The sequence below is a fragment of the Rhodococcus olei genome (assembly GCF_039540555.1).
GTDB classification, from domain to species: Bacteria; Actinomycetota; Actinomycetes; order Mycobacteriales; family Mycobacteriaceae; genus Rhodococcus_G; species Rhodococcus_G olei.
On record NZ_BAABFB010000059.1, the window covers coordinates 217,041 to 238,968 of the forward strand.

At 71.7% G+C, this 21,928-nt stretch carries 24 protein-coding genes and 1 pseudogene; 16 read left to right on the forward strand and 9 right to left on the reverse strand.

The annotated features are described in order from the left end of the window. Window positions 1–61 precede the first annotated feature (61 nt). Both ABD951_RS19280 and ABD951_RS19285 read left to right on the forward strand, forming a co-directional pair. Entirely contained in the window at window positions 62–1,228 is a 1,167-nt protein-coding gene (locus ABD951_RS19280; protein WP_345348638.1) for a sensor histidine kinase, read from the forward strand. Further along, window positions 1,225–1,845, forward strand: coding sequence for a response regulator (locus tag ABD951_RS19285; RefSeq protein ID WP_345348641.1), 621 nt, complete (start codon window positions 1,225–1,227; stop codon window positions 1,843–1,845). The genes ABD951_RS19280 and ABD951_RS19285 overlap by 4 nt, the downstream gene beginning before the upstream one ends. Here the strand turns inward: ABD951_RS19285 and ABD951_RS19290 are convergent. After that, entirely contained in the window at window positions 1,814–2,419 is a 606-nt protein-coding gene (locus ABD951_RS19290) for a TIGR03086 family metal-binding protein (RefSeq protein ID WP_345348644.1), read from the reverse strand. The genes ABD951_RS19285 and ABD951_RS19290 overlap by 32 nt on opposite strands. Window positions 2,420–2,586: 167 nt before the next feature. Here ABD951_RS19290 and ABD951_RS19295 point away from each other — a divergent pair, with 167 nt between their 5' ends. Continuing rightward, window positions 2,587–2,985: a PPOX class F420-dependent oxidoreductase gene (locus tag ABD951_RS19295; RefSeq protein WP_345348647.1), complete on the forward strand. Its 399-nt coding sequence runs from the start codon at window positions 2,587–2,589 to the stop codon at window positions 2,983–2,985. 64 nt (window positions 2,986–3,049) lie between these two features. Next, entirely contained in the window at window positions 3,050–3,403 is a 354-nt protein-coding gene (locus tag ABD951_RS19300) for a TraR/DksA family transcriptional regulator (protein ID WP_345348650.1), read from the forward strand. Window positions 3,404–3,503: 100 nt separating this feature from the next. On the opposite strand, the gene ABD951_RS19305 is transcribed toward ABD951_RS19300, so the two are convergent. Then, complete coding sequence (locus ABD951_RS19305) at window positions 3,504–3,830, reverse strand: hypothetical protein (RefSeq protein WP_345348653.1); 327 nt, start codon at window positions 3,828–3,830, stop codon at window positions 3,504–3,506. 274 nt (window positions 3,831–4,104) lie between these two features. On the opposite strand from ABD951_RS19305, the gene ABD951_RS19310 reads away from it, so the two are divergent. Further along, window positions 4,105–4,872 (forward strand): SDR family NAD(P)-dependent oxidoreductase, encoded by a 768-nt coding sequence (locus ABD951_RS19310; protein WP_345348656.1) that lies wholly within the window; start codon window positions 4,105–4,107, stop codon window positions 4,870–4,872. Between the two features lie 124 nt (window positions 4,873–4,996). Beyond that, the gene (locus ABD951_RS19315; protein WP_345348659.1) at window positions 4,997–5,512 is read left to right on the forward strand and encodes a hypothetical protein; all 516 of its coding nucleotides are present in this window, start codon (window positions 4,997–4,999) and stop codon (window positions 5,510–5,512) included. Window positions 5,513–5,523: 11 nt separating this feature from the next. On the opposite strand, the gene ABD951_RS19320 is transcribed toward ABD951_RS19315, so the two are convergent. Then, window positions 5,524–6,180, reverse strand: coding sequence for a YoaK family protein (locus tag ABD951_RS19320; RefSeq protein WP_345348662.1), 657 nt, complete (start codon window positions 6,178–6,180; stop codon window positions 5,524–5,526). 33 nt (window positions 6,181–6,213) lie between these two features. After that, window positions 6,214–7,782 carry a TM0106 family RecB-like putative nuclease gene (locus ABD951_RS19325; RefSeq protein WP_345349024.1) on the reverse strand — a complete coding sequence of 523 codons (1,569 nt, stop codon included), beginning with the start codon at window positions 7,780–7,782 and terminating at the stop codon, window positions 6,214–6,216. Window positions 7,783–8,007: 225 nt separating this feature from the next. Between ABD951_RS19325 and ABD951_RS19330 the strand changes: the two genes are divergently transcribed. The 5 genes from ABD951_RS19330 to ABD951_RS19350 are packed head-to-tail and all read left to right on the forward strand — an operon-like array spanning window position 8,008 to window position 11,405. Then, on the forward strand, window positions 8,008–8,625 hold the full coding sequence (locus ABD951_RS19330; protein WP_345348665.1) for a DUF6474 family protein: 618 nt from the start codon (window positions 8,008–8,010) through the stop codon (window positions 8,623–8,625). Between the two features lie 20 nt (window positions 8,626–8,645). After that, window positions 8,646–9,179, forward strand: coding sequence for a hypothetical protein (locus tag ABD951_RS19335; RefSeq protein WP_345348668.1), 534 nt, complete (start codon window positions 8,646–8,648; stop codon window positions 9,177–9,179). A 38-nt stretch (window positions 9,180–9,217) separates the two neighbouring features. Then, window positions 9,218–9,865, forward strand: a complete 648-nt coding sequence (locus ABD951_RS19340; RefSeq protein ID WP_345348671.1) for a YcnI family copper-binding membrane protein — start codon at window positions 9,218–9,220, stop codon at window positions 9,863–9,865. A 32-nt stretch (window positions 9,866–9,897) separates the two neighbouring features. Further along, on the forward strand, window positions 9,898–10,413 hold the full coding sequence (locus tag ABD951_RS19345; RefSeq protein ID WP_345349027.1) for a copper resistance CopC family protein: 516 nt from the start codon (window positions 9,898–9,900) through the stop codon (window positions 10,411–10,413). Next, complete coding sequence (locus tag ABD951_RS19350) at window positions 10,413–11,405, forward strand: CopD family protein (RefSeq protein ID WP_425569891.1); 993 nt, start codon at window positions 10,413–10,415, stop codon at window positions 11,403–11,405. The genes ABD951_RS19345 and ABD951_RS19350 overlap by 1 nt, the downstream gene beginning before the upstream one ends. On the opposite strand, the gene ABD951_RS19355 is transcribed toward ABD951_RS19350, so the two are convergent. Then, the gene (locus ABD951_RS19355) at window positions 11,394–12,110 is read right to left on the reverse strand and encodes a dienelactone hydrolase family protein (protein WP_345348677.1); all 717 of its coding nucleotides are present in this window, start codon (window positions 12,108–12,110) and stop codon (window positions 11,394–11,396) included. The two genes, ABD951_RS19350 and ABD951_RS19355, sit on opposite strands and share 12 nt — an antisense overlap. A 73-nt stretch (window positions 12,111–12,183) precedes the next feature. On the opposite strand from ABD951_RS19355, the gene ABD951_RS19360 reads away from it, so the two are divergent. Beyond that, the gene (locus tag ABD951_RS19360) at window positions 12,184–12,543 is read left to right on the forward strand and encodes an MmcQ/YjbR family DNA-binding protein (RefSeq protein WP_345348680.1); all 360 of its coding nucleotides are present in this window, start codon (window positions 12,184–12,186) and stop codon (window positions 12,541–12,543) included. A gap of 18 nt (window positions 12,544–12,561) precedes the next feature. Here the strand turns inward: ABD951_RS19360 and ABD951_RS19365 are convergent, their stop codons facing one another. Further along, window positions 12,562–13,488, reverse strand: coding sequence for a LysR family transcriptional regulator (locus ABD951_RS19365; RefSeq protein ID WP_345348683.1), 927 nt, complete (start codon window positions 13,486–13,488; stop codon window positions 12,562–12,564). A gap of 252 nt (window positions 13,489–13,740) precedes the next feature. Between ABD951_RS19365 and ABD951_RS19370 the strand changes: the two genes are divergently transcribed. Beyond that, complete coding sequence (locus ABD951_RS19370; RefSeq protein WP_345348686.1) at window positions 13,741–14,970, forward strand: FUSC family protein; 1,230 nt, start codon at window positions 13,741–13,743, stop codon at window positions 14,968–14,970. Then, window positions 14,901–15,317, forward strand: a pseudogene (locus ABD951_RS19375) (molybdopterin dinucleotide binding domain-containing protein); the annotation flags it as partial. The gene ABD951_RS19370 and the pseudogene ABD951_RS19375, both read left to right, overlap by 70 nt. A gap of 54 nt (window positions 15,318–15,371) precedes the next feature. On the opposite strand, the gene ABD951_RS19380 reads toward ABD951_RS19375, so the two are convergent. From ABD951_RS19380 to ABD951_RS19390, 3 genes are all read right to left on the reverse strand, one after another. Further along, on the reverse strand, window positions 15,372–17,030 hold the full coding sequence (locus ABD951_RS19380; RefSeq protein WP_345348689.1) for an MFS transporter: 1,659 nt from the start codon (window positions 17,028–17,030) through the stop codon (window positions 15,372–15,374). A gap of 233 nt (window positions 17,031–17,263) precedes the next feature. After that, window positions 17,264–17,707 (reverse strand): SRPBCC family protein, encoded by a 444-nt coding sequence (locus ABD951_RS19385; RefSeq protein ID WP_345348692.1) that lies wholly within the window; start codon window positions 17,705–17,707, stop codon window positions 17,264–17,266. A 4-nt stretch (window positions 17,708–17,711) separates the two neighbouring features. Then, window positions 17,712–19,265 (reverse strand): succinic semialdehyde dehydrogenase, encoded by a 1,554-nt coding sequence (locus ABD951_RS19390; protein ID WP_345348696.1) that lies wholly within the window; start codon window positions 19,263–19,265, stop codon window positions 17,712–17,714. Window positions 19,266–19,533: 268 nt separating this feature from the next. Between ABD951_RS19390 and ahpC the strand changes: the two genes are divergently transcribed. Further along, a complete protein-coding gene (ahpC, locus tag ABD951_RS19395; RefSeq protein ID WP_345348699.1) occupies window positions 19,534–20,097 on the forward strand; it encodes an alkyl hydroperoxide reductase subunit C in 564 nt (187 codons plus the stop codon). Window positions 20,098–20,262: 165 nt separating this feature from the next. Beyond that, complete coding sequence (gene ahpF, locus ABD951_RS19400) at window positions 20,263–21,861, forward strand: alkyl hydroperoxide reductase subunit F (protein WP_345348702.1); 1,599 nt, start codon at window positions 20,263–20,265, stop codon at window positions 21,859–21,861. Window positions 21,862–21,928 lie beyond the last annotated feature (67 nt).

The window sequence follows — 21,928 nt, forward strand, 5'->3', positions numbered from 1 at the left end:
GGCCCGCGGATCATCCGAATGGCCGATCCGCACCGGTGGGGCCGTCCGTAGGATCGGCCCGATGCAGGACAACGGGGCCTTCCGCGGGCCGCTCGGACTCGCGATCCACGTGTCGTTCTACGTGCTGCTCGCGGCGTCCACGGCCCGGTACCTGACCTATCACGGTGTGAGCGGACGGTGGGTCGTCGTCGCGGGCCTGATCCTCGTGCTCGCGGCGCTGTACGCGGTGATCGTCGTGCTGACGCGACGCGGCGGCGCCTGGCGGCCGTGGGTGTGGCCGGTACTGACGTCGTGGGTGGCGCTGGTGTGGCTGGCGCCGAGCTTCGCCTGGTCGGCGTTCCCGATCTTCTTCCTGTGCACCCGGGCGTTCCCGCGGTGGGCGGCGTACCTCGTCGTCGCGGGGCTCGCGGTGTTCGCGGGCATCGAGTTCGTCTCGTTCAGCGGCCGCACCGAGTGGCCGGTGGTGTTGGCCCCGCTGTGCACCGGTGCGCTGATCGTCCTCGCGTACGGGCAGGTGGAACGCGACAGCGCCGAACGCGAACGCCTGCTCGGCGAACTCGTCGCCGCGAAGACCCGGCTCGCCGAGACCGAGCGGGAGGCCGGTGTGCTGTCGGAGCGGGAACGGCTCGCGCGGGAGATCCACGACACCGTCACGCAGGGGCTGACGAGCGCACTGCTCCACCTCGAGGCCGCCGACGAGATCTGGTCCCAACCTGGAACGCTCGCCCGGGACGAGGTGCGCACCGCGACGGGGACGCTGCGGGAGAACCTGACGCAGACCCGCAACCTGGTGCACTACCTCAGCTCCCCCGACCTCGCGACGCAGACCCTCGACGCCGCCCTGCTCGCGGCGGTCCGCGGCTACGTCCCGACCGCGCAGCTGCGGATGATCGGCGAGCCGAGGCCGCTGCCGTCCGATGTCGAGCACGCGCTGCTGCGGGTCACCCAGAGCGCGGCGTCGAACATCCGACGGCACGCGAACGCGCACACTGTGGGGGTGACCCTGACGTACCTGCCCGAGGCTGTCGCCCTGGACGTGTTCGACGACGGCACCGGCTTCGACGTCGGTGCCCGCGGTGGCGAGTCGACCGGCACCGCCGGCGGCGGTTTCGGGCTGCCCGCGATGCGGCAGCGGGTCGAGGCGCTCGGTGGCACGTTCTCGGTGGACAGCGCTCCGGGCGAGGGCACCGTCGTCGCGGCACAGATCCCGGTCGGGGGCGGCTCGTGATCTCCGTACTCCTGGTCGACGACCACCTCGTGGTGCGGGCGGGACTGCGCGCCCTGCTGGATTCGCAGCCCGACATCGAGGTGGTCGCCGAGGTCGACACCGGCGAGGAGGCGGTCACCGCGGCCACCGACCGCTCCCCCGACCTGGTGATGATGGACCTGGCGCTGGGCGCCGGGATCGACGGGGTCGAGGCGATCCGGCGGATCCGCGCCGACCGCCCCGACCAGCCGGTACTGGTGTTCACCACCTACGACACCGACACCGACGTGGTCCGCGCGCTCGACGCGGGAGCGGTCGGCTACCTGCTCAAGGACTCGGCACCGCGGGACATCTTCGCCGCGATCCGCGGCGCGGTCGAGGGCCGCAGCATGCTGTCACCTCCGGTCGCGGCGCGGGTGCTCGACCGGATGCGCCGCCCCGACCAGGCCCTGACCGCACGGGAGGCCGAGCTGCTGACGCTGCTCGCCGAGGGCCTGACGAACCGGGAGCTGGGCCGGCGGCTGCACATCAGCGAGGCGACGGTCAAGACGCACCTCGCCCACATCTACGCCAAGCTCGGTGTCGACTCGCGCGCGGCGGCGGTCTCTATCGCCCTGCGGCGGGACGGGATTCGCTGATCCATCGCGGCTCGCGACCTGCGAACCCGAGGAGCCGATCGAGGTCGGGGGCATCGGATGGGACCGGGACGACGGGGCCGTACAAGCCCTCCCGGCCGGCCTCCTCCGCCGGCTCGGACATCGCCGCGGCGAATCCCAGGCACCCCTGCACCGTCGCGGGGTCCGAGTCGAAGCGCTGACCGGTGGCACGGGCGAGATCCCACCCGTGCAGGAAGAGTTCGTCGAGGGCGACGACCCCCATGACGTCGGCCGGCAACGTCACACCACCTGCCTCGGCCTCCCCGGCCCACGCCGCGGGTGCCCGCCACGCGTCGACGAGTGCGTCCAGCCCGGCGTCGAGTCGGGTCCGCCAGTCGGGCGGCAGGTGCGCCGGCCGCCCGGAACCGTCGCCGGGGAACGGGGTCTTGCGGGCGGCGGCGGTGAACGCCGCGGTCAGCTCGAGGAGGTGGCGCAGCAGGTCGGCGACCGACCACTGCGCACACGGCGTCGGCAGGTCCAGTTGGTTCTCCCGCACCCCCGCGGCCAGGCGCGACACCTGTTCCGCCGCCGGTGCCAGGTCGTGATCGATCGTCATGTCCGCCTCCGTTCACGAGTGCCCACTCCCAGGGGTGGACCCGTCGACGGCTCGAAACTCATCGGTGCCGATCCCTCGTCGACGCGGCGAGTGGCGTTCGGCCCTCGTCGCGGCGACATCGGGAGGACACTGGAGGAGTCACGTCGTCACCCACAGGAGGGTCGGACATGACCGAGCACCCACCCCCGGACGCCGTCGCCGCAGCGAAGGTGGTGTTGCTGCAGACCCGCAAACGCGACGGCACCTGGGTGGACACCCCGGTGAACATCGCGGTCGCGGGCACTCACACCTACTTCCGCACGCCGGGCCGTGCGTCGAAGAACAAGCGCCTGCGCAACTTCCCCGGCGTGCGACTCCGGCCGTGTACGTGGTCGGGCAAGCCGACCGGCCCGGAGCCGGTCGAGGCCACCGCACGGCTGCTGTCGGGAGTCGAGGCCGATGCCGCCGCGAGAGCGATCGACCACCGGTTCCCTGTTCTGCAGCGGGTGTTCGTGCGGGCGACCCACAAGGTCATGCGCACCCCCACCCTGCACTACGACCTGACCGACTTCCGGGCCGTCGAATGACCCCCCCCCGGACAAAATCGGACCTGCGGGTATCGGATCCGCATGGTTTCACGTTGAACGAGACATGACGCTTCCGGAATCGGGCACCGCCTCGCCGCGTCAGCGCATCGCCGCCGAACGGGCCGAGGCCGCGCACCGCATCGACTTCCTCACCACACGGCTCGACGAGATCATCGAGGGATCCCACCTGACCACCGCCGACGACGAGCACGACCCGGAGGGCGCGACCGTCGCCTTCGAACGCGCCCAGACGGCGTCGCTGCTCGCTGAGGCGCGCCGCGACCTCGACGAACTCGTCGAGGCCGAGCGCCGCCTCGACGCCGGCACCTACGGGATGTGCGAGAAGTGCGGCCGCCCGATCAGCGCGGAGCGACTGGAGGTGCTCCCGGCAGCGCGGCGGTGCATCGACTGCGCCTGACTCCCGGCCCATGCCGGGGCATTCCGCCAGGCCCGCGGTACCGCGGGCTACAGGCGCGTCACCGCAGGCACTGAGGCGAGGACCGGCAAGCCCGGCCTCGCTATCCGATGTTCTCGGGGGGCGGCATGGAGGTACCCGGAGGGCGGCCGTGAAGCCAGTCGTCCCATGCGATCGATCCGATCGGGGTGTCCGGGGGAGGGCAGTTCCCACAGCCAGCCCAGACATCGGCCCCGTCGATGGAGCCCGCGCCAACGGAGCCGCTGAGCAAGCCCAGCAGGGCGAAGTTGACGACAAACTCGGCAGAACCCACCGCATCGGACGAGGACTCCGCGGCGGACGCCGTACCCCCGCCCAGCCCGACAGCGCCGCCGAGCAGCGCCGCGGCGACCAGGGCGGACGCGCCGCGGCGCATCGGGGTTCGAGACATGCACACTCCTTCGTTCATGGGTGAACGGGCACGCTCCTGTCGGCCGCCCCCGCATCGACGGGGACAGAATAGGGACGAAAGCGATGCATCGCCCGCGGAATTCGATGATCACTTTCCGCAGGTCACAGCGTTAAACGGAACTTCACACGGCGGTCAATGCCGTCGCCGATCGAAATTCGGTGAACTACGGTTAACCAGAATCGTCCGACCGCGCTATCGTTCACTAAACTACTAGGACGACCTAGTAAACGCCCACAACGAAGGGGATCGAACAGTGGAAATCCAGGGAACCGCGGCACTGGTCACCGGAGCGGCCTCCGGCCTCGGCGCCGCCACCGCGAAGCGTTTCGCGGACGCGGGGGCGACCGTCTTCGGGCTGGACCTGTCCCAGTCCATCGAGCGGGCAGGCGACAACGTCCCGGCCGGCGTCACGCTCATCCCCACCGACGTGACCAGCGCCGACGAGGTGCAGGCCGCGGTCGACCAGATCGTCGCCTCGGGTGTCCCGCTGCGCACCGTCGTCAACTGTGCGGGCGTCGGCTGGGCGGGCCGCATCCTGTCGAAGAACGGCCCGCACGACCTCGAACTCTTCCGCACGGTCATCACCGTCAACCTGCTCGGCACGTTCAACGTGATGCGCCTGGCCGCCGACGCGATCGCCAAGACCGACACCGTCGACGACTCCGGTCAGCGCGGCGTCGTCATCAACACCGCCTCGGTGGCGGCGTTCGAGGGCCAGATCGGACAGATCGCGTACTCGGCGTCGAAGGGCGGCGTCGCCGGCATGACGATCCCGGCCGCGCGCGACCTCGCCCAGGTCGGCATCCGCGTCAACACGATCGCCCCCGGCATCATCGACACCCCGATGCTCGCCGGCGTCACCGACGAGTACCGCAAGGGACTCGAGGCGGGTGTCCCGTTCCCGTCCCGCCTCGGCCAGCCCGCCGAGTACGCGCAGCTCGCGCAGATGATCGTCGAGCACGACTACCTCAACGGCGAGACCATCCGCATGGACGGCGCCCTGCGCATGGCGCCGCGGTAACGACCCGCAGCGAGTCGATCGGGCCCCGGGCGACCGGGGTCCGATCGACCCCGGCGGCGGCGCCCGACGGCTAGGATCCCGAAGGGCAGAGCGCATCAGCCGTATCCCGGGGGAGGCGCAGCGCATGTCCGAGTCCCGCATCGCCCGTACCGTCGCCGCGGTCGCGACCGCGCTCGCCCTCAGCGTGGCCGCCGGCACGTCGGCGGCCGCGGCACCGTCGGCGGCGGCATCGTCGACCGCGGCACCGGTCACCACCGCGTTCCAGGTCCCGCTGACCTACCTGTCCAACTGCTTCTTCCTGCTCATGTGCGGCCTACCGCTGCCGGTGACCGTGACGCCGACCGTGACACCGGGACCGGCCGCGGGCACCGTGACCTTCGACGTGCTGCAACAGACCCTGTCGTACGACTGCGACGCCACCTGGATCCACTGGCGCAACCTCGCCACGGGCGCATCGGGGGACACTCGGGTCGACGCCGCGTCCCGCTACCTCGGGCGCGGTGCGTCGCCCTGCGATCACACGGTCACCGAGGTGAGCACCGGCAGCGGCCCCGTGGTCGCCACCGTCACCGCCCCGCCCGGGGGCGACCCACCGCTCGTGACCGTCAACCCCGGCTTCGGCGCCTTCCTGGTCCCGTAGCGGCCGCGCCCTCACCGCTCGTCGAGGTAGAACAGCACCAGCGCGGCGCCGAGCAGGCCTGCCGGAATCCAGGCGGCGGGCCCGCCGAATGCCCTGGTGCACACCGCGCCCAGCACCGCCCCGCCCGCGAAGCTCGCGATGATCGCGGCGTAGACCGCGGCCGCGCGACGCGCGTCGCGGTCCCGGTCGACCAGCCCCGCGTACGCGGCTTCGGTGAACCGCATCAGGTTTCCGGTCGTCGCGATCGCGATGTAGGACAGGGTGCCCACCGTGCGGAAGAGGCCGATCTGCATCGCGGCCACGAACGCGATCGGCACCGTGACGACGGCGTCCGGCACGCTGACCGGCACGAACCCGACGGCCACCAGCACGACGACCTGCGCGGCGACCGCGAGCCGGATCGGGTGGGCCACCACGTGTTCCGCGCGCGTGCTCTCGAGCAGGTTGGCGAACGCGACCCCGACCACGAACGCGAGGATCGGCCACACGTGCGCCAGGGCACCGTGCCAGTGCCGATCCGAGAGATCGATGCCGAGCAGGATGACGTTGCCGGTCTGGGCGTTCGCGAACACCCCGTCGCGGCTGACGTAGGTGTAGGCGTCGAGGAACCCGCTCGCGGCGGTCAGCAACGCCGCGAAACGCAACGACGTCGAGGTCCGGGTGGTCACGCCGCCCTCCCTTCCCCGACCGGATTCCGCGTGTCAGAGCTCCGACGCGAGCGGAACCTCCGCGGCGGCGCGGTCGGTCATCCACTCGCGCAACACCTTCGTCGCCTGCACGTCGTCCTCGTTGTAGACCAGCAGGCGCTCACGCTGGGCGGCGTCGGGTTCGCCGTCGTAGCCGACGGCATCCCGGTACCAGCTCATCGACGCCTCGCCACCGGCCTCCGAGTCCCGCCAGTGGAACCCGGCGACCGGGGCGATCTTCTTGAGCCCCTTGCCGTTCGGGCAGATGAACTGGTCGCTGACCGCCTGGTAGACGTCCACCCAGTGGGGGCCGTCGACGAACGCCCGCACCTCCGCGACCGCCGGGATCCCCGGCAGCCCCGCGAAGCGGGTCGCGGACTCCAGCAGCCACTTGTCCTCGGCCGAACGCGAATAGCAGTAGGCCGCAAAGGTTTTGCCTCGGGCCAGGGTTCGTTCGAGGGTGCCGGTGAGCCATCCCCAGAACTCGGCGAACGACCGCGCCTCGTCGACCGTGGGCAGCGGATCCCAGGTGACGAACGGCCGGTACGGCTGGGTGACCCCGTTCTCGGTGAGGAGGGTGCCCCACAGATAGGCGCCGTGTTCCTGGTAGCTCTCCATGTCGACGTCGACCTCGACGTCGGCGCGGGTGACCGTCACCTCCGCGGTGCGCCGCACCAGCGGGATCCCGGACAGCCAGGCCCGGGCGAGAACCACCACGTCGTCGAAACCGTTGCCCGGCCACTCCTCGGGTGGCGGGCCGTCCCACGCCGCGAGGGCGTCGATGGTACGCACCCCCATCCCGCGCAGCACCTCGGCCCGGGACCCGGTCGCGACCAGGCTGACGTCCCGGCTCTCGGTCAGGCTCGCCTTGCAGTCCGGCCACCACGGGCAGGAGCGGCACTCGCCGACCTGTGACGGCGCCGTCGCCAGCTCGCCGCGGGCGACGGCGATCCGGTCGGCGAACCGCTCGTCGTACTGGTCCAACACCGCCGACAGGTCGTGGACGAGGATGCAGTCGCCGCCGTACCCGATGACGCCGCCTACCCCGGCGGGGCTGGCGTGGCCGTTGTGTTCGAGCATCCGGTGGATCTGCGCGAGCCGGAACTGGTCGCGCTGCTGGGCGCGGACCTTCCTCGTCTCGTCGACCTCGGGCGCCCAGTCGTCCAGGCCGGAGGTGACCGCGCCGGAACCGGGGTCGGTGACCTTGTGGTTGACGACGATCACCGGGATGTAGCCGCCGCGTTCGCGGTCACGCACCAGCAGTTCGGCCCGCCCGCGGCGTCCGGTGTCGTACTCGAGCGGCAGCACCGCACCCCAGATCCGGTCGACGCCGTCCGCACATGCCCGCAGCGTGGCGCCGGCCCGTTCGCTCGCCCGCGTCGTCGGGTCGATGATGATCCAGCTGCGGGTGCGCGCGGATCCGGACATCAGCCGCTCCCGCATCGACTCCCGGAACGCCCGCGCCGCCTCGCGGCGCTGCTGCACCCCGATGTCCTCGGGGACGTCGGCGACGGCCTCCGGGTAGGCGGTGTCGAGGTGGACGCGGTGCCGGCACCCGGTCAGCGCCCGCGGGTCGAGGAGCACCGGTCGCCGCTGCGCCGGGTTCGGGGGCGCAGCGGCGTCGTCGGGCGGGCTCGTGTCCCGCGGGCCTGAGGAAGTCACGATGGAACAGATTATGGTCCGCCGGTCCGACACCCCGTGCACGCAGTACGTCCGGACGACGCCACCCTCGGAGGCCGGCGCCCCCGGCGGATACCCTGTACCCGGCAGTGTTCCGGCGCTCGAGCACCAGATGGAGGGGCCACCCGCATGGGTTTGTTCAGGAAACGCAAGACGCGCGCGACCCGCCGCGCCGAAGCCAAGGCCCTCAAGCACAAGGCGAAGCTCGAGGTCAAACACGGCGCCCGCAACGAACGCAGGAAGCTGCGCGCCGAGGCGAAGTCGGCGAAAAAGGTCGAGAAGGCGCAGCTCGCGACCCTGAAGGCGCAGGAGAAGGCCGCCAACCGGTCCGCTTTCAGCGTCTCCCAGATCCGGCGCTATCTCGGCATCGCCCGGCTGCTGACGCCGGTGCTGGCCCCGCTCGTGTACCGCGGCACCGTGCTGATGCGTGCCCAGCTCGACCAGCAGCGGGCCCACCGACTCGGCGTCGCCCCGGAGGAGCTCGGCTCCTACACCGGGCACGGCGCCCGGCTCAGCGCCCGGATCGCCGGCGCCGAACGTTCCGCCGACCAGATCGCGAAGCAGTTCCCCGACGCCGAGACCGCGCAGTTCACGTCCGCGATCCGTGGTCGGCTCGCCGAGCTCGACACCGCGGTGCACGCTGCCGAGCAGATGCCGATCCAGCGTCGCCGGTCCGCCCATCACGCGATCTCCGCCGAACTCGACGGCGTCGAGGCCGACCTGCTCGCGCGCCTCGGCGTGCACTGACCGACCCGACCCGACCCGACGTGACGCCGCGCCGCACCCGCGACACCGCCACCCTGCGTGGCGGAGCGGTCGGTGCGCTGACGGCGGCGCTCGCGGTCGCCGGGCACGGGATCGGCGGGGGCGGCTACCCGACATCGGCGGCGCTGACGCTGCTGGTGCTGTGCTGCGGCGGGGTCGGTGCGCTCGCCGGCGGGCTCGCCGTCTCGCCGCGCGGCAGCCGCGCCGCGCTGGTGAGCACGCTGATCGCCGGCCAGGTCGTCGGCCATTTCGCGTTGTCGACCACCCTGCCCCACCAGCACGCGGAGGTCGGGACCCGCGGGCTGTCGATGCTGGCCTCCCACGCCGCCGCGACCGCGGTGTGCGCGGCCCTGATCCTCGCCGCGGAGAAGCTGTACGGCCCGGTCACCCGGGCCCTGCGGGTCGTGCTGCACGCACCGTCCCCGGTCGTGACGGCGACGGCGGCGCTCCCGTTCACCTCGGCCCCGGACCCGCACCGGCGCCGAGTGCTCGACCACATCCTCTCGAGGCGGGGACCGCCGGCCGCGTACGCGTAGCCGCTCGTCCCCCAACCTCGTCGAGAGAAAGTCAACAAATGAACATGCGTTCTCCCCGCGTCGCGCTGGTCGCGACCGCGACCGCCGGTCTGCTCCTGTGCGGCGGAGGTGTCGCGTCCGCGCACGTCAGTGTCGCCGCCCCCGGCGCCGCGCAGGGTGGGTACACCGTGCTGACCTTCCGGGTGCCCACCGAGTCCGAGACCGCGGGCACCACCAAGCTGACGGTCACGCTGCCGAACCTGAAGTCCGCGCGCACCGAACCGATGCCGGGCTGGACCGCCCAGGTCACGAAGGACCCGGCGTCCGGTGTGGCGACCGCCGTCACCTGGACCGCGGACCCGGGTGTGTCCGTCGGTCCCGGCCAGTTCGAGCAGTTCCTGCTGTCGGCCGGTCCGCTGCCGGAACAGGATTCGGTGTCCTTCCCGGCCGCGCAGACCTACAGCGACGGCCAGGTCGTCGCCTGGGACCAGCAGCCGGCGGCGGACGGGTCCGAACCCGAACACCCGGCCCCGAGCGTGACGCTGGCGGAGGCCTCGGAATCCGGGGACGCGCACGGCGGCAGCTCCTCCACCGAGGCCGACGCCACCGACACGACCGCCCGCTGGCTCGGCGGCATCGGCCTGGTCCTCGGCGCGCTCGGTGCGGCGCTCGGTCTGGGGGCCACGATCCGGAGCCGGCGCTCGTGACCGCCCGGACCCGCATCCCCGCGCCGGCCGTGCTGCGCGTCCTGGCGGTCGCGGTGCTGACCGCGCTCGCCGCGCTGACCGGGATCGGTGTCGCGGGCGCACACTCCGCGGTGATCGCCACCAGCCCGGAGGCGGGGGCGTCGATCGCGACCGGCCCCGATCAGGTCAGCGTCACGTTCAACGAACCGCTGCAGGAGAGCTTCGCGTCGCTCACCGTGGTCGGGCCGGACGGGAACCTGTGGTCGAAGGGCGACCCCACGGTCACCGGGCCGACAGTCAGCGTCCCGGTCGGCGCGCTCGGGCCGGTCGGCGAGTACACGATCGCCTACCGCGTCACCTCGGCGGACGGGCACCCGGTGAGCGGCACCAGCAGGTTCACCCTCACCACCGAGGGAACGGGCACCCCCGGCGCGAAGGCAGGCGGACCGGCCGCGACCGGAACCGACGACAACTCCGACCAGAGCTGGCTGCTCTGGGCGTTCATCGGGGCCGGTGTCGTGGTGTTCGGCGCCGCGCTGACGTTCGCGCTGCGCAGGCCGCGCACCTGATGGGCGGCTTCCCCGCCCGTGCTCGGTCGTGGTGGCCCCGGCCGCCGGCACCGAGCACGGGCGCGGGGCGCCTCCTTCTCGTGGTCCCGGCCGCGCTGGCCGGGGTCGCGCTCGCCTGGCTGCTCGCGACGCCGGACGGGCCGGACCCCGCCGCAACGGTCCGGGTGCTCTCGGACCTGCTCGGTTCGACGGTGCTCGGGCTGTGCGTGCTCGACCGGCTGCAGCACGGCGAACGCCGGCCGGTCGTCGCCCGGTCGGCGTTGTGGCGGCCGATCGCGGTGGCGGCCGGCTGTTGGGCGCTGACGGAGTTCACCCTGCTCGTTGCGGCGGCATCCGAGGTCGCGGCCGGTCCCCTGACACCGACCGCCCTGGCCCGCTTCGTCGGCGGGATCAGCGTCGGGCAGCTCGGCGCCGCGACCACCCTCGCCGCGGCGGGGACCGCAATCGTGTCGGCGGCGGCGTTCCGCCGCTCCGAGACCGCGTGGCCGGTGACGCCGTTCGCCGCGGTCGCCGCGGTCGCGCTGCTCGCCCGTCCGGTCACCGGGCACATGTCCACGCAGGTCCTGGGCTCGGTCCTCGTCGCGGCGCACGTCCTCGGCGCGGCACTGTGGCTGGGACCGCTGGTCGCGATGGCCCTGCTGCTGCGCGGACGCGGCGCGTGGGCGACGCTGCTCCCCCGCTACTCGGATCTGGCCTGGAAGTGCGTCGCGGTGCTCACGGTGACCGGAGTCGTCGACGCCGCGGTCGCACTCGGCGGCATCGGCGCGCTCGTCGACACCGGGTACAGCCGCATCCTGCTGGCGAAGGCGGTGGCGCTGGCCGGGCTGGTCGCCCTCGGCTGGTGGTGGCGGCGCGGCTGGGTGCCCGCCGCGACCGCGCACCGGGTGACGGCGGAGTCCTCGCTGCGTCGCGCGGTGGCGGAGGTGGTCGCGCTGGCCGTGGTGTTCGGGCTCGCGGCCGCGTTGGCGACGACCGGTCTCTCAGCGCCCTGACACGGTCGCCGTCGCGAACGCCAGCGCCTGCGGCCACGACGCCGCATAGGCCGCGGCGTTGACCGGATTGCCCTGTCGGGCACGGGAACTGAATCCGTGCTCGGCCCCCGGGTAGGTGTGGACGATCGTCGCGCCGGCGGGTCGCGAGTCGAGACGCCCGCGCAGCCGCGCGAGTGTGCCGCCCGTCATCACGACGTCGGCGCCGGCGTGCAGGATCATCACCGGAGCCGCGATCTCGGACGCGGCGGCGACCGCGTCGAGGGTGTGGTTCGGTGCCGGCGGGTCGACGATCGACGGGTGGTACGCGATCACGTTCGCCAGCCGCGGGTCCCGGGCGCCGAGCAGCAGGGCGAGCCGACCTCCGAGGCACCAGCCGATCACCCCGACCCGCTCGAATCCGAGGTCGGAACGCAGATACCCGAGCAGCGCCTGCATCTCGGCCAGACACACCGCGTCGTCGAGCTGCGCCATCAGCTCGCCGAGCCGCTCACGGGGGGTGTCGTCGAGGCTGGGTCCGTGCCACGGGTCCCAGACCAGCGCCGTCATCCCCGCCGCCGCGATGCCGGCGGCGTACTCGCGGACCTGCGCGTCGATGCCGGTGATCATCGGCAGCAGCAGCATCGCACCACCGGTGTCCGGGTCGTTCCCGGTGGGCCGGGCCAGGTGGGCGGTCAGGTCCCCGACCGGGACGCTCGCGGTGTCCATGGCGGTCCCCTTTCACGGTGCGCCACCCCACGGTCTCACAGCCGGCGGCACCGGTCTGCGCTAGAAAGGAACCATGCCCACCAGACGGGACGTCCGCGCGATGCTGCTGGCTCTGCCGCACGCCGAGGAGGTGGTCGTCCCGAGCTGGGGAGACCAACCCACGTTTCGGGTCCACGGGAAGATCTTCGCGCTGCTCGGGCACTCCGCGCCGACGGTGTGCCTGAAGGCCACCCGCGACGATCAGGCCGCACTGATCGACGAGAACCCCGACGTGTTCCGGGTTCCGCCGTACTTCGGACGCTGGGGCTGGATCGACGTCGTGTTCGACCTCGTCGACCCCGACGAGCTGGCCGAACTCGTCGCGGAGGCGTGGCGGCTGACCGCGCCGAAGGGGGTGGTCGCCGAGTACGACCGGGGCGGCAGCGCGGGCTGAGCACGGGTCCGCCGATCGTCACTGTCCCGCCCCCGCCTGCGGGGCGCCGACCGCGTCGGCGATGCGGACGCGGCGGGCCGTCGTCACCAGGGCCCGGGTCAGCACCGAGCCGGGCTCGACCGCGCCGGTGACGAGTGCGACGCGAGCGGTGACGGACGGGTTGTCCAGCCGCAGCACGCACGCCCCTGCGGGCGGGCTCAGGGTGCGCATCCAGGTCTGCGGAACGATCGTCGCCCACCGGCCGGTGCCGACGTGGGCGAGCAGGGCCACGACGGAGTCCGCCTCGAGCTGCGGGGCGACCGCGAGATCCCGGGTGGCCAACGCGTCGTCGACGAGCTGGCGGCCCCGCATCCCGGTGGTCAGCAGGCACATCGGGAGCGCGAGCGCGTCCGTCCAGCTGATCGTGTCCGACCGGCCGGTGAGCAGCTCGCTGCCGACCACGAGCACGTGGTGTTCCTCGTACAGCGGGGTGACCTCGAGGCCGGCCGTGTGCTGCGGGTCCGGGTGGACGATTCCCGCGTCCAGCTCGAATCTGCGGATGCGGTCGGCGATGTCGGCCGACCGCAGACTCGTCTCGAGCCGCACCCGGACCAGCGGGTGCTCGGCACAGAAGGGGTCCGTGAGCAGGGCGACGGTGCTCGCGGCGGCCGGGACCACTCCGAGCCGCAGCTCACCGGTGAGCCCGGTCTGCAGTGCCGCGACCTCCTGTTTGAGGGCGTCGTGGTCGGCGAGAATGCGCCGCGCCCACAGCACGAGCCGCTCGCCTTCGGGGGTGAGGCCCTCGAACTTCCGACCGCGCCGGACCAGCGGGACCTTCAGCTCGTGTTCGAGCTTGCGGATGGCCTCGGACAGTGCCGGCTGGGACACGTGGCAGGCGGCCGCCGCGCGGGCGAAATGACGTTCCCGAGCGAGCGCGACGAAGTACTCGAGCTGACGGAACAACATGCCCCATTCGACCACGCGCGGACCCGCTCGGGTCGGGGGTGACAGGCGCGGCCGATCACCTCGTCGGTAATTCCGCTTTGACCCGCGGACGCCGCGTCCGGCAGCCTTTTCGGTAGGCCCGCACCGGTCCCGGACGGTCGGCGACGCTCCTCGTCCACGTGACTGGCGTTGCCGTGCAGTCGGTTTCATCATCCGTCCGGCACCCGACCCGGTGGCCACGCCCCTGCCCGCCCGCGAGATCGGAGAACCGCCATGCACGGTGTCCGGGCCCACGCCCGTGGCCTCGCCTCCGTCGGCCCCGCCGCGAACGACCACGTGCACGCGTTCCGGGTCGCCGCCGGGCTGGCCGTCCCCGGATCCGCACTGGTGGCCGGGGGGCGTCCCGACCTGATCGTCTTCGCCGTCTTCGGCGCCGTCACCGGCATGTACGGGCGAACGGAAGCACCCCGGCGTCGCGTCGTCCACCAGGCGCAGGCGGCCGCGATCCTGGTCGCCGGCGTGGGCACGGGCGTCCTGCTGTCCGGCGTGCACGCCGGTCTGTGGGTCCTGGTGGTCACCACGGTCGTCTTCGCGACGGTCGGGTCCCTGGTCACCGATCACCTCGGTCTCACACCCGAGGGACCGTTCTTCGGCATCTTCGCGCTCGGCGCCGTCGCCATGGTCCCGGCCGACCGGGTCGCTGCCTGGGTGGGGTTGTCGATCTGCGCGGCGACGGCGCTGCTGTGCCTGCTGATCAGCGTCGCCGGCTCGGTCGTCGAGCAGATCCGGGACCCCGGCTCCGCGTCCCGGTCGATGCCGGCCGCACGCCCTGGGGCGACGTGCACGCTGGTCCACGCCGTGCGCTACGCGTCGGCCATCTCGATCGCCGGCGTCGCGGGCCTGCTGCTGGGCGTCGATCACGCCAACTGGGCGATGGCCGCGGCCGCCGTGCCGTTGGCCGCCGCCGACCCGGTCGGACGCGTCCACCGGGGCCTCCACCGCATCGTGGGAACGTTCGCCGGCCTCGCCGTCACCGCGGTGCTGCTCCTCCCGCACCCCGCCGAGACGCTGCTGGGTCTGTGTGTGATGGCCCTGCTGTTCCCGACGGAACTGTTCATAGCGCGGAACTACGCGCTCGCACTCGGATTCTTCACGCCACTGATCATGGTGATGACCGATCTGGCGGCTCCCGCGGAACCGTTGGCGCTGCTCGTGTTCCGCGGAATCGACACCGTGATCGGCGTCGGCGCCGGCATCGCGGTGGCGCTGGTCGTCCGCGGGCCGGAGCGCGGGCACACCCCCCGACCGGGCGGCACGACACGAGCGGACCACGAGCAGGGTGGCGTGACGCCGGTTCGCGCCAGCCCCGGTTCGCGGCCCGTCGGTGCGCCGCCGACGGAACAGACTGTCCGGTGCACGACGCTCGGCGCAGCACCCCCTCCGGGCGCGCCGAGTTCTCCACTGCCGCACTGCCCGACGTCGTCCCCACCGACGGCCGGCTGACGCTCGGCACGATGCGCTCACACGACCAGTGGAACACCACGATCTACTCCGACAACGACCGCTACCGCGGCGTCGAGAACCTGCGCACCCTGGTCTTCATGAACGCCGCCGACATGCGCGAGCGGGGCATCGACGAGTTCGGCCTGGTCGAGATCACCAGCATCGCCCGCGACGGCAGCACCCGCTCCCTGCGCGGTTACACCGCCATCCCCTACGACATCCCCCGCGGCAACGCGGCCGGGTACATGCCCGAGATGAACGTCCTGTGCGCCATCGGCGACTACAGCACCCAGAGCGACCAGCCCCTGATGAAGAACGTCACGGTCACGGTGCACCCGGCGACGTGAGCACGGCCGCCGCGGGGCGGCACCGGAATCCCCGGTGGCGCAGGGTCTTTCGGGTCACGCACCGCCGGCGGGCGCCGCGTCGCGCTCCCTGCGGGTTCGCACGTGCAGCGCCGTCGCGCTCACCAGCCCGAGCGCGAGGAATCCGGACGCGGCGAACAGGGAGATGCGAGTGGCGTCACCGAATCCCTCGGCCAGCGCGGTCGTCACCTCCGGTCCCGCGGGACCGAGCCGACCGGTGTCGCCCTGCTCCCGCAGTCCCGCGATCGTGCCGCCCGCCGAGTCGCGGGTCGCGGTCACCAGCTGTTCCTGCACCGGCTCCGGCACCGCCGTCACCGGCTCGAGCCGGTCGGTGAGCGTGTGCGCCAGCGACACCGACAGCACCGCGCCGAGGATCGCGGACCCGAGGGCGGAACCGAGCTGCCGGACCGTGCTCTGCGTCGCCGACCCCTCACCGGACTTCTCCCGGGGAATGTCCGCCAGCACCGTGCCGGTCAGCTGAGCGGACGCCAACCCCAGACCCGCCCCGTAGACGGCGAGCAGCACCGCCAGCAGCCACGGCGACACGGTCGACGAGACGACCACCGCGACCACCGCGACCCCGACCGCCTCGAGCGCCAGCCCGAGGATCACCACCCGCGTCGGCCCGATCGCCGCGGCCAGGTGCCGGGCCGCGGCCCCGGATGCGAACGCCCCCAACGCCATCGCCGCGAGCACCACGCCGGCACCCATCGTGGACAGCCCGAGCGCGTTGACGAGGAACAGCGGCAGCACCAACAGCAGGCCGAACTCGCCGATCGCGACGGCCAGCGCCGTCACGTTCCCCCAACTGAACGTCGGCACCGTGAACAGGCTCAGGTCGAGAATCGCCGACCGGTGACTGCCGACCGCCCGGTGCCGCTCCCACAGCACGAACAGCACCAGCGCGACCACGCCGATCGCGGCGGCCACCGGAACCACCGACACCGGGGCGTCCGCCGGCCACGTGAACCCGAACACGCTGAACTCGGCGATCGGCTTCCACCAGCCGAGGCTCTGCCCCTCGATGAGCGCGAAGATCACCCCGCCGAAACCGATGACGCTGAGCAGCAGGCCGTCGACGTCCAGGCCCGGCACCGTGATCGTCGCGCGGGTCTCGCGGACCGTGAGCACCGCGCCCACCAGCACCAGGGCACCGATCGGAAGGTTGACGACGAAGATCCACGGCCAGGTGAACGAGGTGGTCAGCCAGCCGCCGAGCAGCGGGCCGACGGCCGCCATCCCCGAGATCACCGCGCCCCACACCGCGAACGCGACCACCCGGTCCCGGCCGCGGAACGTGGCGTTCACGCTCGACAGGGTGGTCGGCAGCACGAACGCGCCACCGACACCCTGCACGACGCGCGCGGCGATCAGTGCGGTCGCGCTCCCGGCGAGCGCGGCCAGCAGGCTGCCCAGCATGAACACCAGCACGCCGGCGATGAACATCGCCCGTCGGCCCAGCCGGTCACCGAGACGGCCCGCGGTCAGCAGCAGCGCCGCGAACACCACCGAGTAGACACTGTTGACCCACTGCGCGTCGGTCAGATCCAGGTCGAGGTCGGTGATGATCACCGGCAGCGCGACGCCGACGATGGTGCCGTCGATGACGATCATCGACAGCCCGGCGGCGAGCACCCCCAACCCGATCCAGGTCCGTCGATCCGCCCGCGGTTCGGTGTCGGTGCCCGAAACCATCGCTGTCCTCCCCATCGCCGCCCCGGACCGCGAACACGGCCCGCATCCGATCCCACCAGCGACCGCCGCTGCCGGCACGGCGAATCGCGGACCGTGACCCGAAATCAATCTTTCGATGGACCCGCCCCGACACCCGAATGGCCCATCGACCCGGTTGCACCGAATCGATGGGCCATTCAGGAAGGTGAGGCGGGCCCGACACGGGGCCCCGGGAGCGCGGACGAGGGCCGCGGTCAGCGTTCCAAACGTGCCTTCATCGCTTCGAGCGTGTCCCGCATCCCGGCCCGCATCAGCGCGTCCCGGTCCCGGCCGATGACCGTCGACCGCTGCACGAGGCGCACGTACCAGGCGGGTGTCCCGTAGATCTCCCGGGTCTCGGTGATCCGGGTGCCCGCGTCGCACGGCTCGAGCTCGTACGTCCAGCGCGCCTTCGGTTCGTCGGACTGGAACGAGAACCGTTGCCCGGGAACGACATCGACGACGGTGCAGTGGGTCGTCCAGCGCACCGGACCGTGCCGGTTGGTGCCGGTGAAGGTCGCGCCGACCGTCACCGGCTCCCCGCCGATCCAGCGCCCGCCGGTGTTCTCCGGGCTGAAGCGGTGGTAGCCGGCGATGTCGGTGACCAGGTCCCAGACGCGGGTCGGCGGTGCGGCGACCTCGATGCTCGCGGTGTCCACGGCGCTACCGCCCGGGCACGTACTGCAGGGCCTTGATGAACGGCGCGAGCACCTTCGCCCAGATCTTCGGCGGCAGCCCGCGCGGCCCACCGAGATTGAGCACCCGGGTGGTGGCGACGGTCTGCGCCTCCGTGTACTTGAGCAGTCCGTCGACGCCGTGCCGTCGCCCGACACCGGAGACGCCCATGCCGCCCATCGGCGCGGCGGTGCTGCCCCAGGCGGGTGCGTAACCCTCGTCCACGTTGACGGTGCCGGCGCGCACCCGGGCGGCGATGGCCTCACCCTCGGCCTTGCTGCCGGCCCAGACGCTGGCGTTCAGGCCGTACTCGGTGTCGTTGGCCTTCGCGATCGCCTCCTCCACGTCGGCGACCGGGTAGATCGACACCAGCGGCCCGAACGTCTCGTTGCGGGCGCACTCCATCTCGTCGGTGACACCGGTGAGCACGGTCGGCTCGTAGAACAGCGGCCCGAGATCGGGCCGGGGCTTGCCGCCGGCGACCACGGTCGCGCCCTTGGCAACCGCGTCGTCGACGTGGCCCGAGACGGTCTTGACCTGGGACTCGGACACCAGCGACCCCATCTCGACGCCGAACTCGTAGCCGGGCGCGAGGGTCATGTTCGCGACCCGCTCGCCGAACCGGCGCGTGAACTCGGCCGCGATCGGCTGCTCGACGTAGATCCGTTCGATCGAGATGCACAGCTGACCGGAGTTCGAGAAGCACGCGCGCACGGCCGCGTCGGTGACCTCACGCAGGTTCGCACCCTTGGTGACGATCATCGGGTTCTTGCCGCCGAGTTCGGCGGAGAAGCCGATCAGCCGACGACCGGCCTGTTCGGCGAGCAGCTGACCGGTCGCGGTGGAACCGGTGAACATCAGGTAGTCGGTGTTCTCGACGATCGCGGTGCCGACCACCGAGCCCGGACCCGGGACGACCGCGAACAGGTCCTTCGGCAGACCGGCGCGGTAGAGGAGATCGACGCAGGCCAGCGCGCAGTACGGGGTCTGGCTGTCCGGCTTGATCACGACGGCGTTGCCGGCGAGCAGTGCCGCGATCGCGTCGGACACCGCGAGGGTCATCGGGTAGTTCCACGGCGAGATGACGCCGACGACGCCCTTCGGGTGGTGGCGGACGACGGTCTTCGTCAGGCCCGGCAGCATCCCCTGCACCCGCTTCGGCCGGAGGACCTTCGTCGCCAGCTTCGCGTAGAACCGGGAGGTCATCGCGATGTCGAGGACCTCCTCGAGCGCGGAGGCGCGGGCCTTGCCGGTCTCGGCCTGGGCCATGTCGAGCAGCGCGTCACGGTTGGACAGCACCAGGTCGCGGTAGCGGTGGAAGATCTCGGCCCGCTCGGCCGGGGTGCGCCGGGCCCACTCGCGCTGGGCGACGCGCGCGCGCTCGACGGCGTCGATCGCGTCCTGGGCGGTGCCGACCGGGATGGTCGTCAGCTCCCGTCCGGTGAAGGCCTCGACGACCGGGCGAGTGGGCCGGTTCGCGGCGTCGGGAATCGCGACGAGCTTTCCGAGCCTTTCGAAGGTCGCGACGGACGGAGCAGGCATTTCGCACCCCTACTGGTTAGTAGTTCTTGCAGTGACACACAACCTACCCGCATCGGTGGCACCGGTCACAGGAGACGGCCGAGAGGCGTCGAGCGGCTATGGCGTTGCTCACACCGACATCGCAAATTGGCATGATTCCAGAAATGGTTCAGCGCTTATAGCCCTATCCTATCCAGATTCGAAGAACAATCGATTGGTGCGATCAATCAACCGTCGTTATGTTCGAATTCGGACACACCAGCAACCCAGACAATGAGTGAGGCTCTACATGTCGCTGATCAACAAGAAGATCAAGCCCTTCTCCGGGGAGGCGTTCAAGGACGGCGCCTTCGTCACCGTCACCGACGAGGACATCAAGGGCAAGTGGGCGGTCTTCTACTTCTACCCGGCCGACTTCACGTTCGTCTGCCCGACCGAGCTCGGCGACCTCGCCGACCACTACGACGAGCTGCAGAGCCTGGGTGTCGAGGTCTTCTCCGTCTCCACCGACACGCACTTCACCCACAAGGCGTGGCACGGCTCGTCCGACACCATCGCGAAGATCCGGTACGCGATGATCGGTGACCCGACCCTGCAGATCAGCACCGACTTCGAGGTGCTCCGCGAGAACCAGGGCCTGGCCGACCGCGGCACCTTCCTGGTCGACCCGGACGGCGTCATCCAGTTCACCGAGGTCACCGCCGAGGGCATCGGCCGCAACGCCGCCGAGCTCGTCCGCAAGGTCAAGGCCGCCCAGTACGTCCGCTCGCACCCGGGCGAGGTCTGCCCGGCGAAGTGGGAAGAGGGCGAAGAGACCCTCGCTCCGTCGCTGGAGCTCGTCGGCAAGATCTGAGGTCGCCGCACCTCCCGCGCCCGGTGGCACGGGGCCCTGCGCCCCGTGCCACCCGCGCACCGATGTCACGCGCCTCGGCTCGAGCTGAGAAGTTCGCCGACTCCCGTTCCTTCCGGTCACTGTTCTTCCGACTCTCGGTTCAATCAACTCACGGAGTAGATCCTCATGCTCGAAGCCCCGCTCGCCAACCAACTGAAGTCGCTCCTCGAGAAGGTGACCCTGCCGATCGAGCTGGTGTCCTCCCTCGACGACCGCCCCAAGTCCGCGGAACTCGCCGAACTGCTCGATCAGATCGCCGGCCTGTCCGATCTGGTCACCCACTCGCGCACCGGCGACGACCCCCGTCGGCCGTCCTTCGCGATCCGCCGGGTGGGCACCGACATCGAGGTGCAGTTCGCCGGCATCCCGCTCGGCCACGAGTTCACGTCCCTCGTCCTCGCCCTGCTGCAGGTCGGCGGGCACCCGTCGAAGGAGTCCGCGGATCTGCTCGCGCAGGTGCGCGACCTCGAGGGCGACCTCTACTTCGAGACCTACTTCTCGCTGTCCTGCCAGAACTGCCCCGACGTCGTGCAGGCGCTGAACACGATGTCCGTGCTCAACCCGCGCATCAAGCACATCGCGATCGACGGCGCCCTCTTCCAGGACGAGGTCGACGGCCGCGGTGTCATGGCGGTTCCGACGGTGTTCCTCAACGGCGAGCCGTTCGGCTCCGGACGCATGACCCTGGAACAGATCGTCGGCAAGCTCGACGTCGGAGCGGCGGAACGCACCGCGACCGCGATCTCCGAGAAGGACCCGTTCGACGTGCTCGTGGTCGGCGGCGGTCCCGCCGGCGCGACCGCGGCGATCTACGCTGCCCGCAAGGGAATTCGCACCGGCGTCGTGGCCGAGCGGTTCGGCGGTCAGGCGCTCGACACGATGGGAATCGAGAACTTCGCGTCGGTCCCCTACACCGAGGGCCCGAAGTTCGCCGCCGAGCTGGAGAACCACGTTCGCCAGTACGACGTCGACATCATGAACGTGCAGAACGCCACGAAGCTGACGCCGGCGGTCACCGAGCAGGGTCTCGTCGAGATCGAGCTCGCCAGCGGTGCCCGGCTGCTCTCGCGCGCCGTCATCCTGTCCACCGGAGCGCGCTGGCGGTCGATGAACGTTCCCGGTGAGACCGAGTACCGGAACAAGGGTGTCACGTACTGCCCGCACTGCGACGGCCCCCTCTTCAAGGGCAAGCGGGTCGCGGTGATCGGCGGCGGCAACTCCGGGGTCGAGGCCGCGATCGACCTCGCCGGGATCGTCGCGCACGTCACGCTCGTCGAGTTCGACTCGCAGCTTCGCGCCGACGACGTCCTGCAGCGCAAGCTGCGCAGCCTGCCCAACGTCGACATCCTGCTCGGCACCCAGACGACCGAGGTGCTCGGCGACGGCGGCAAGGTCACCGGCCTGGCCTACACGGACCGCACGGCCGGGACGTCGCACACCGTCGACCTGGACGGCGTGTTCGTGCAGATCGGCCTGCTCCCGAACACCGAGTGGCTGTCCGGCACTGTCGATCTCACCCCGCGCGGCGAGATCGTCGTCGACGATCACGGGCGGACGTCCGTCCCCGGCGTCTTCGCCGCCGGCGACTGCACGACGGCCCCGTACAAGCAGATCATCGTCGCCGCCGGAACCGGGGCGACGGCGGCGCTCGGCGCGTTCGACCACCTCATCCGCACCAGCACCCCGGCCGAAGCGGAAGCTCCGGCCCCGGTGGCGGCCCGGTAGCGGACCGGACAGCGCGGGCGGCCCCGGGTTGCATCGGCAACCGGGGCCGTCCGCGCTCTCGGGTCCG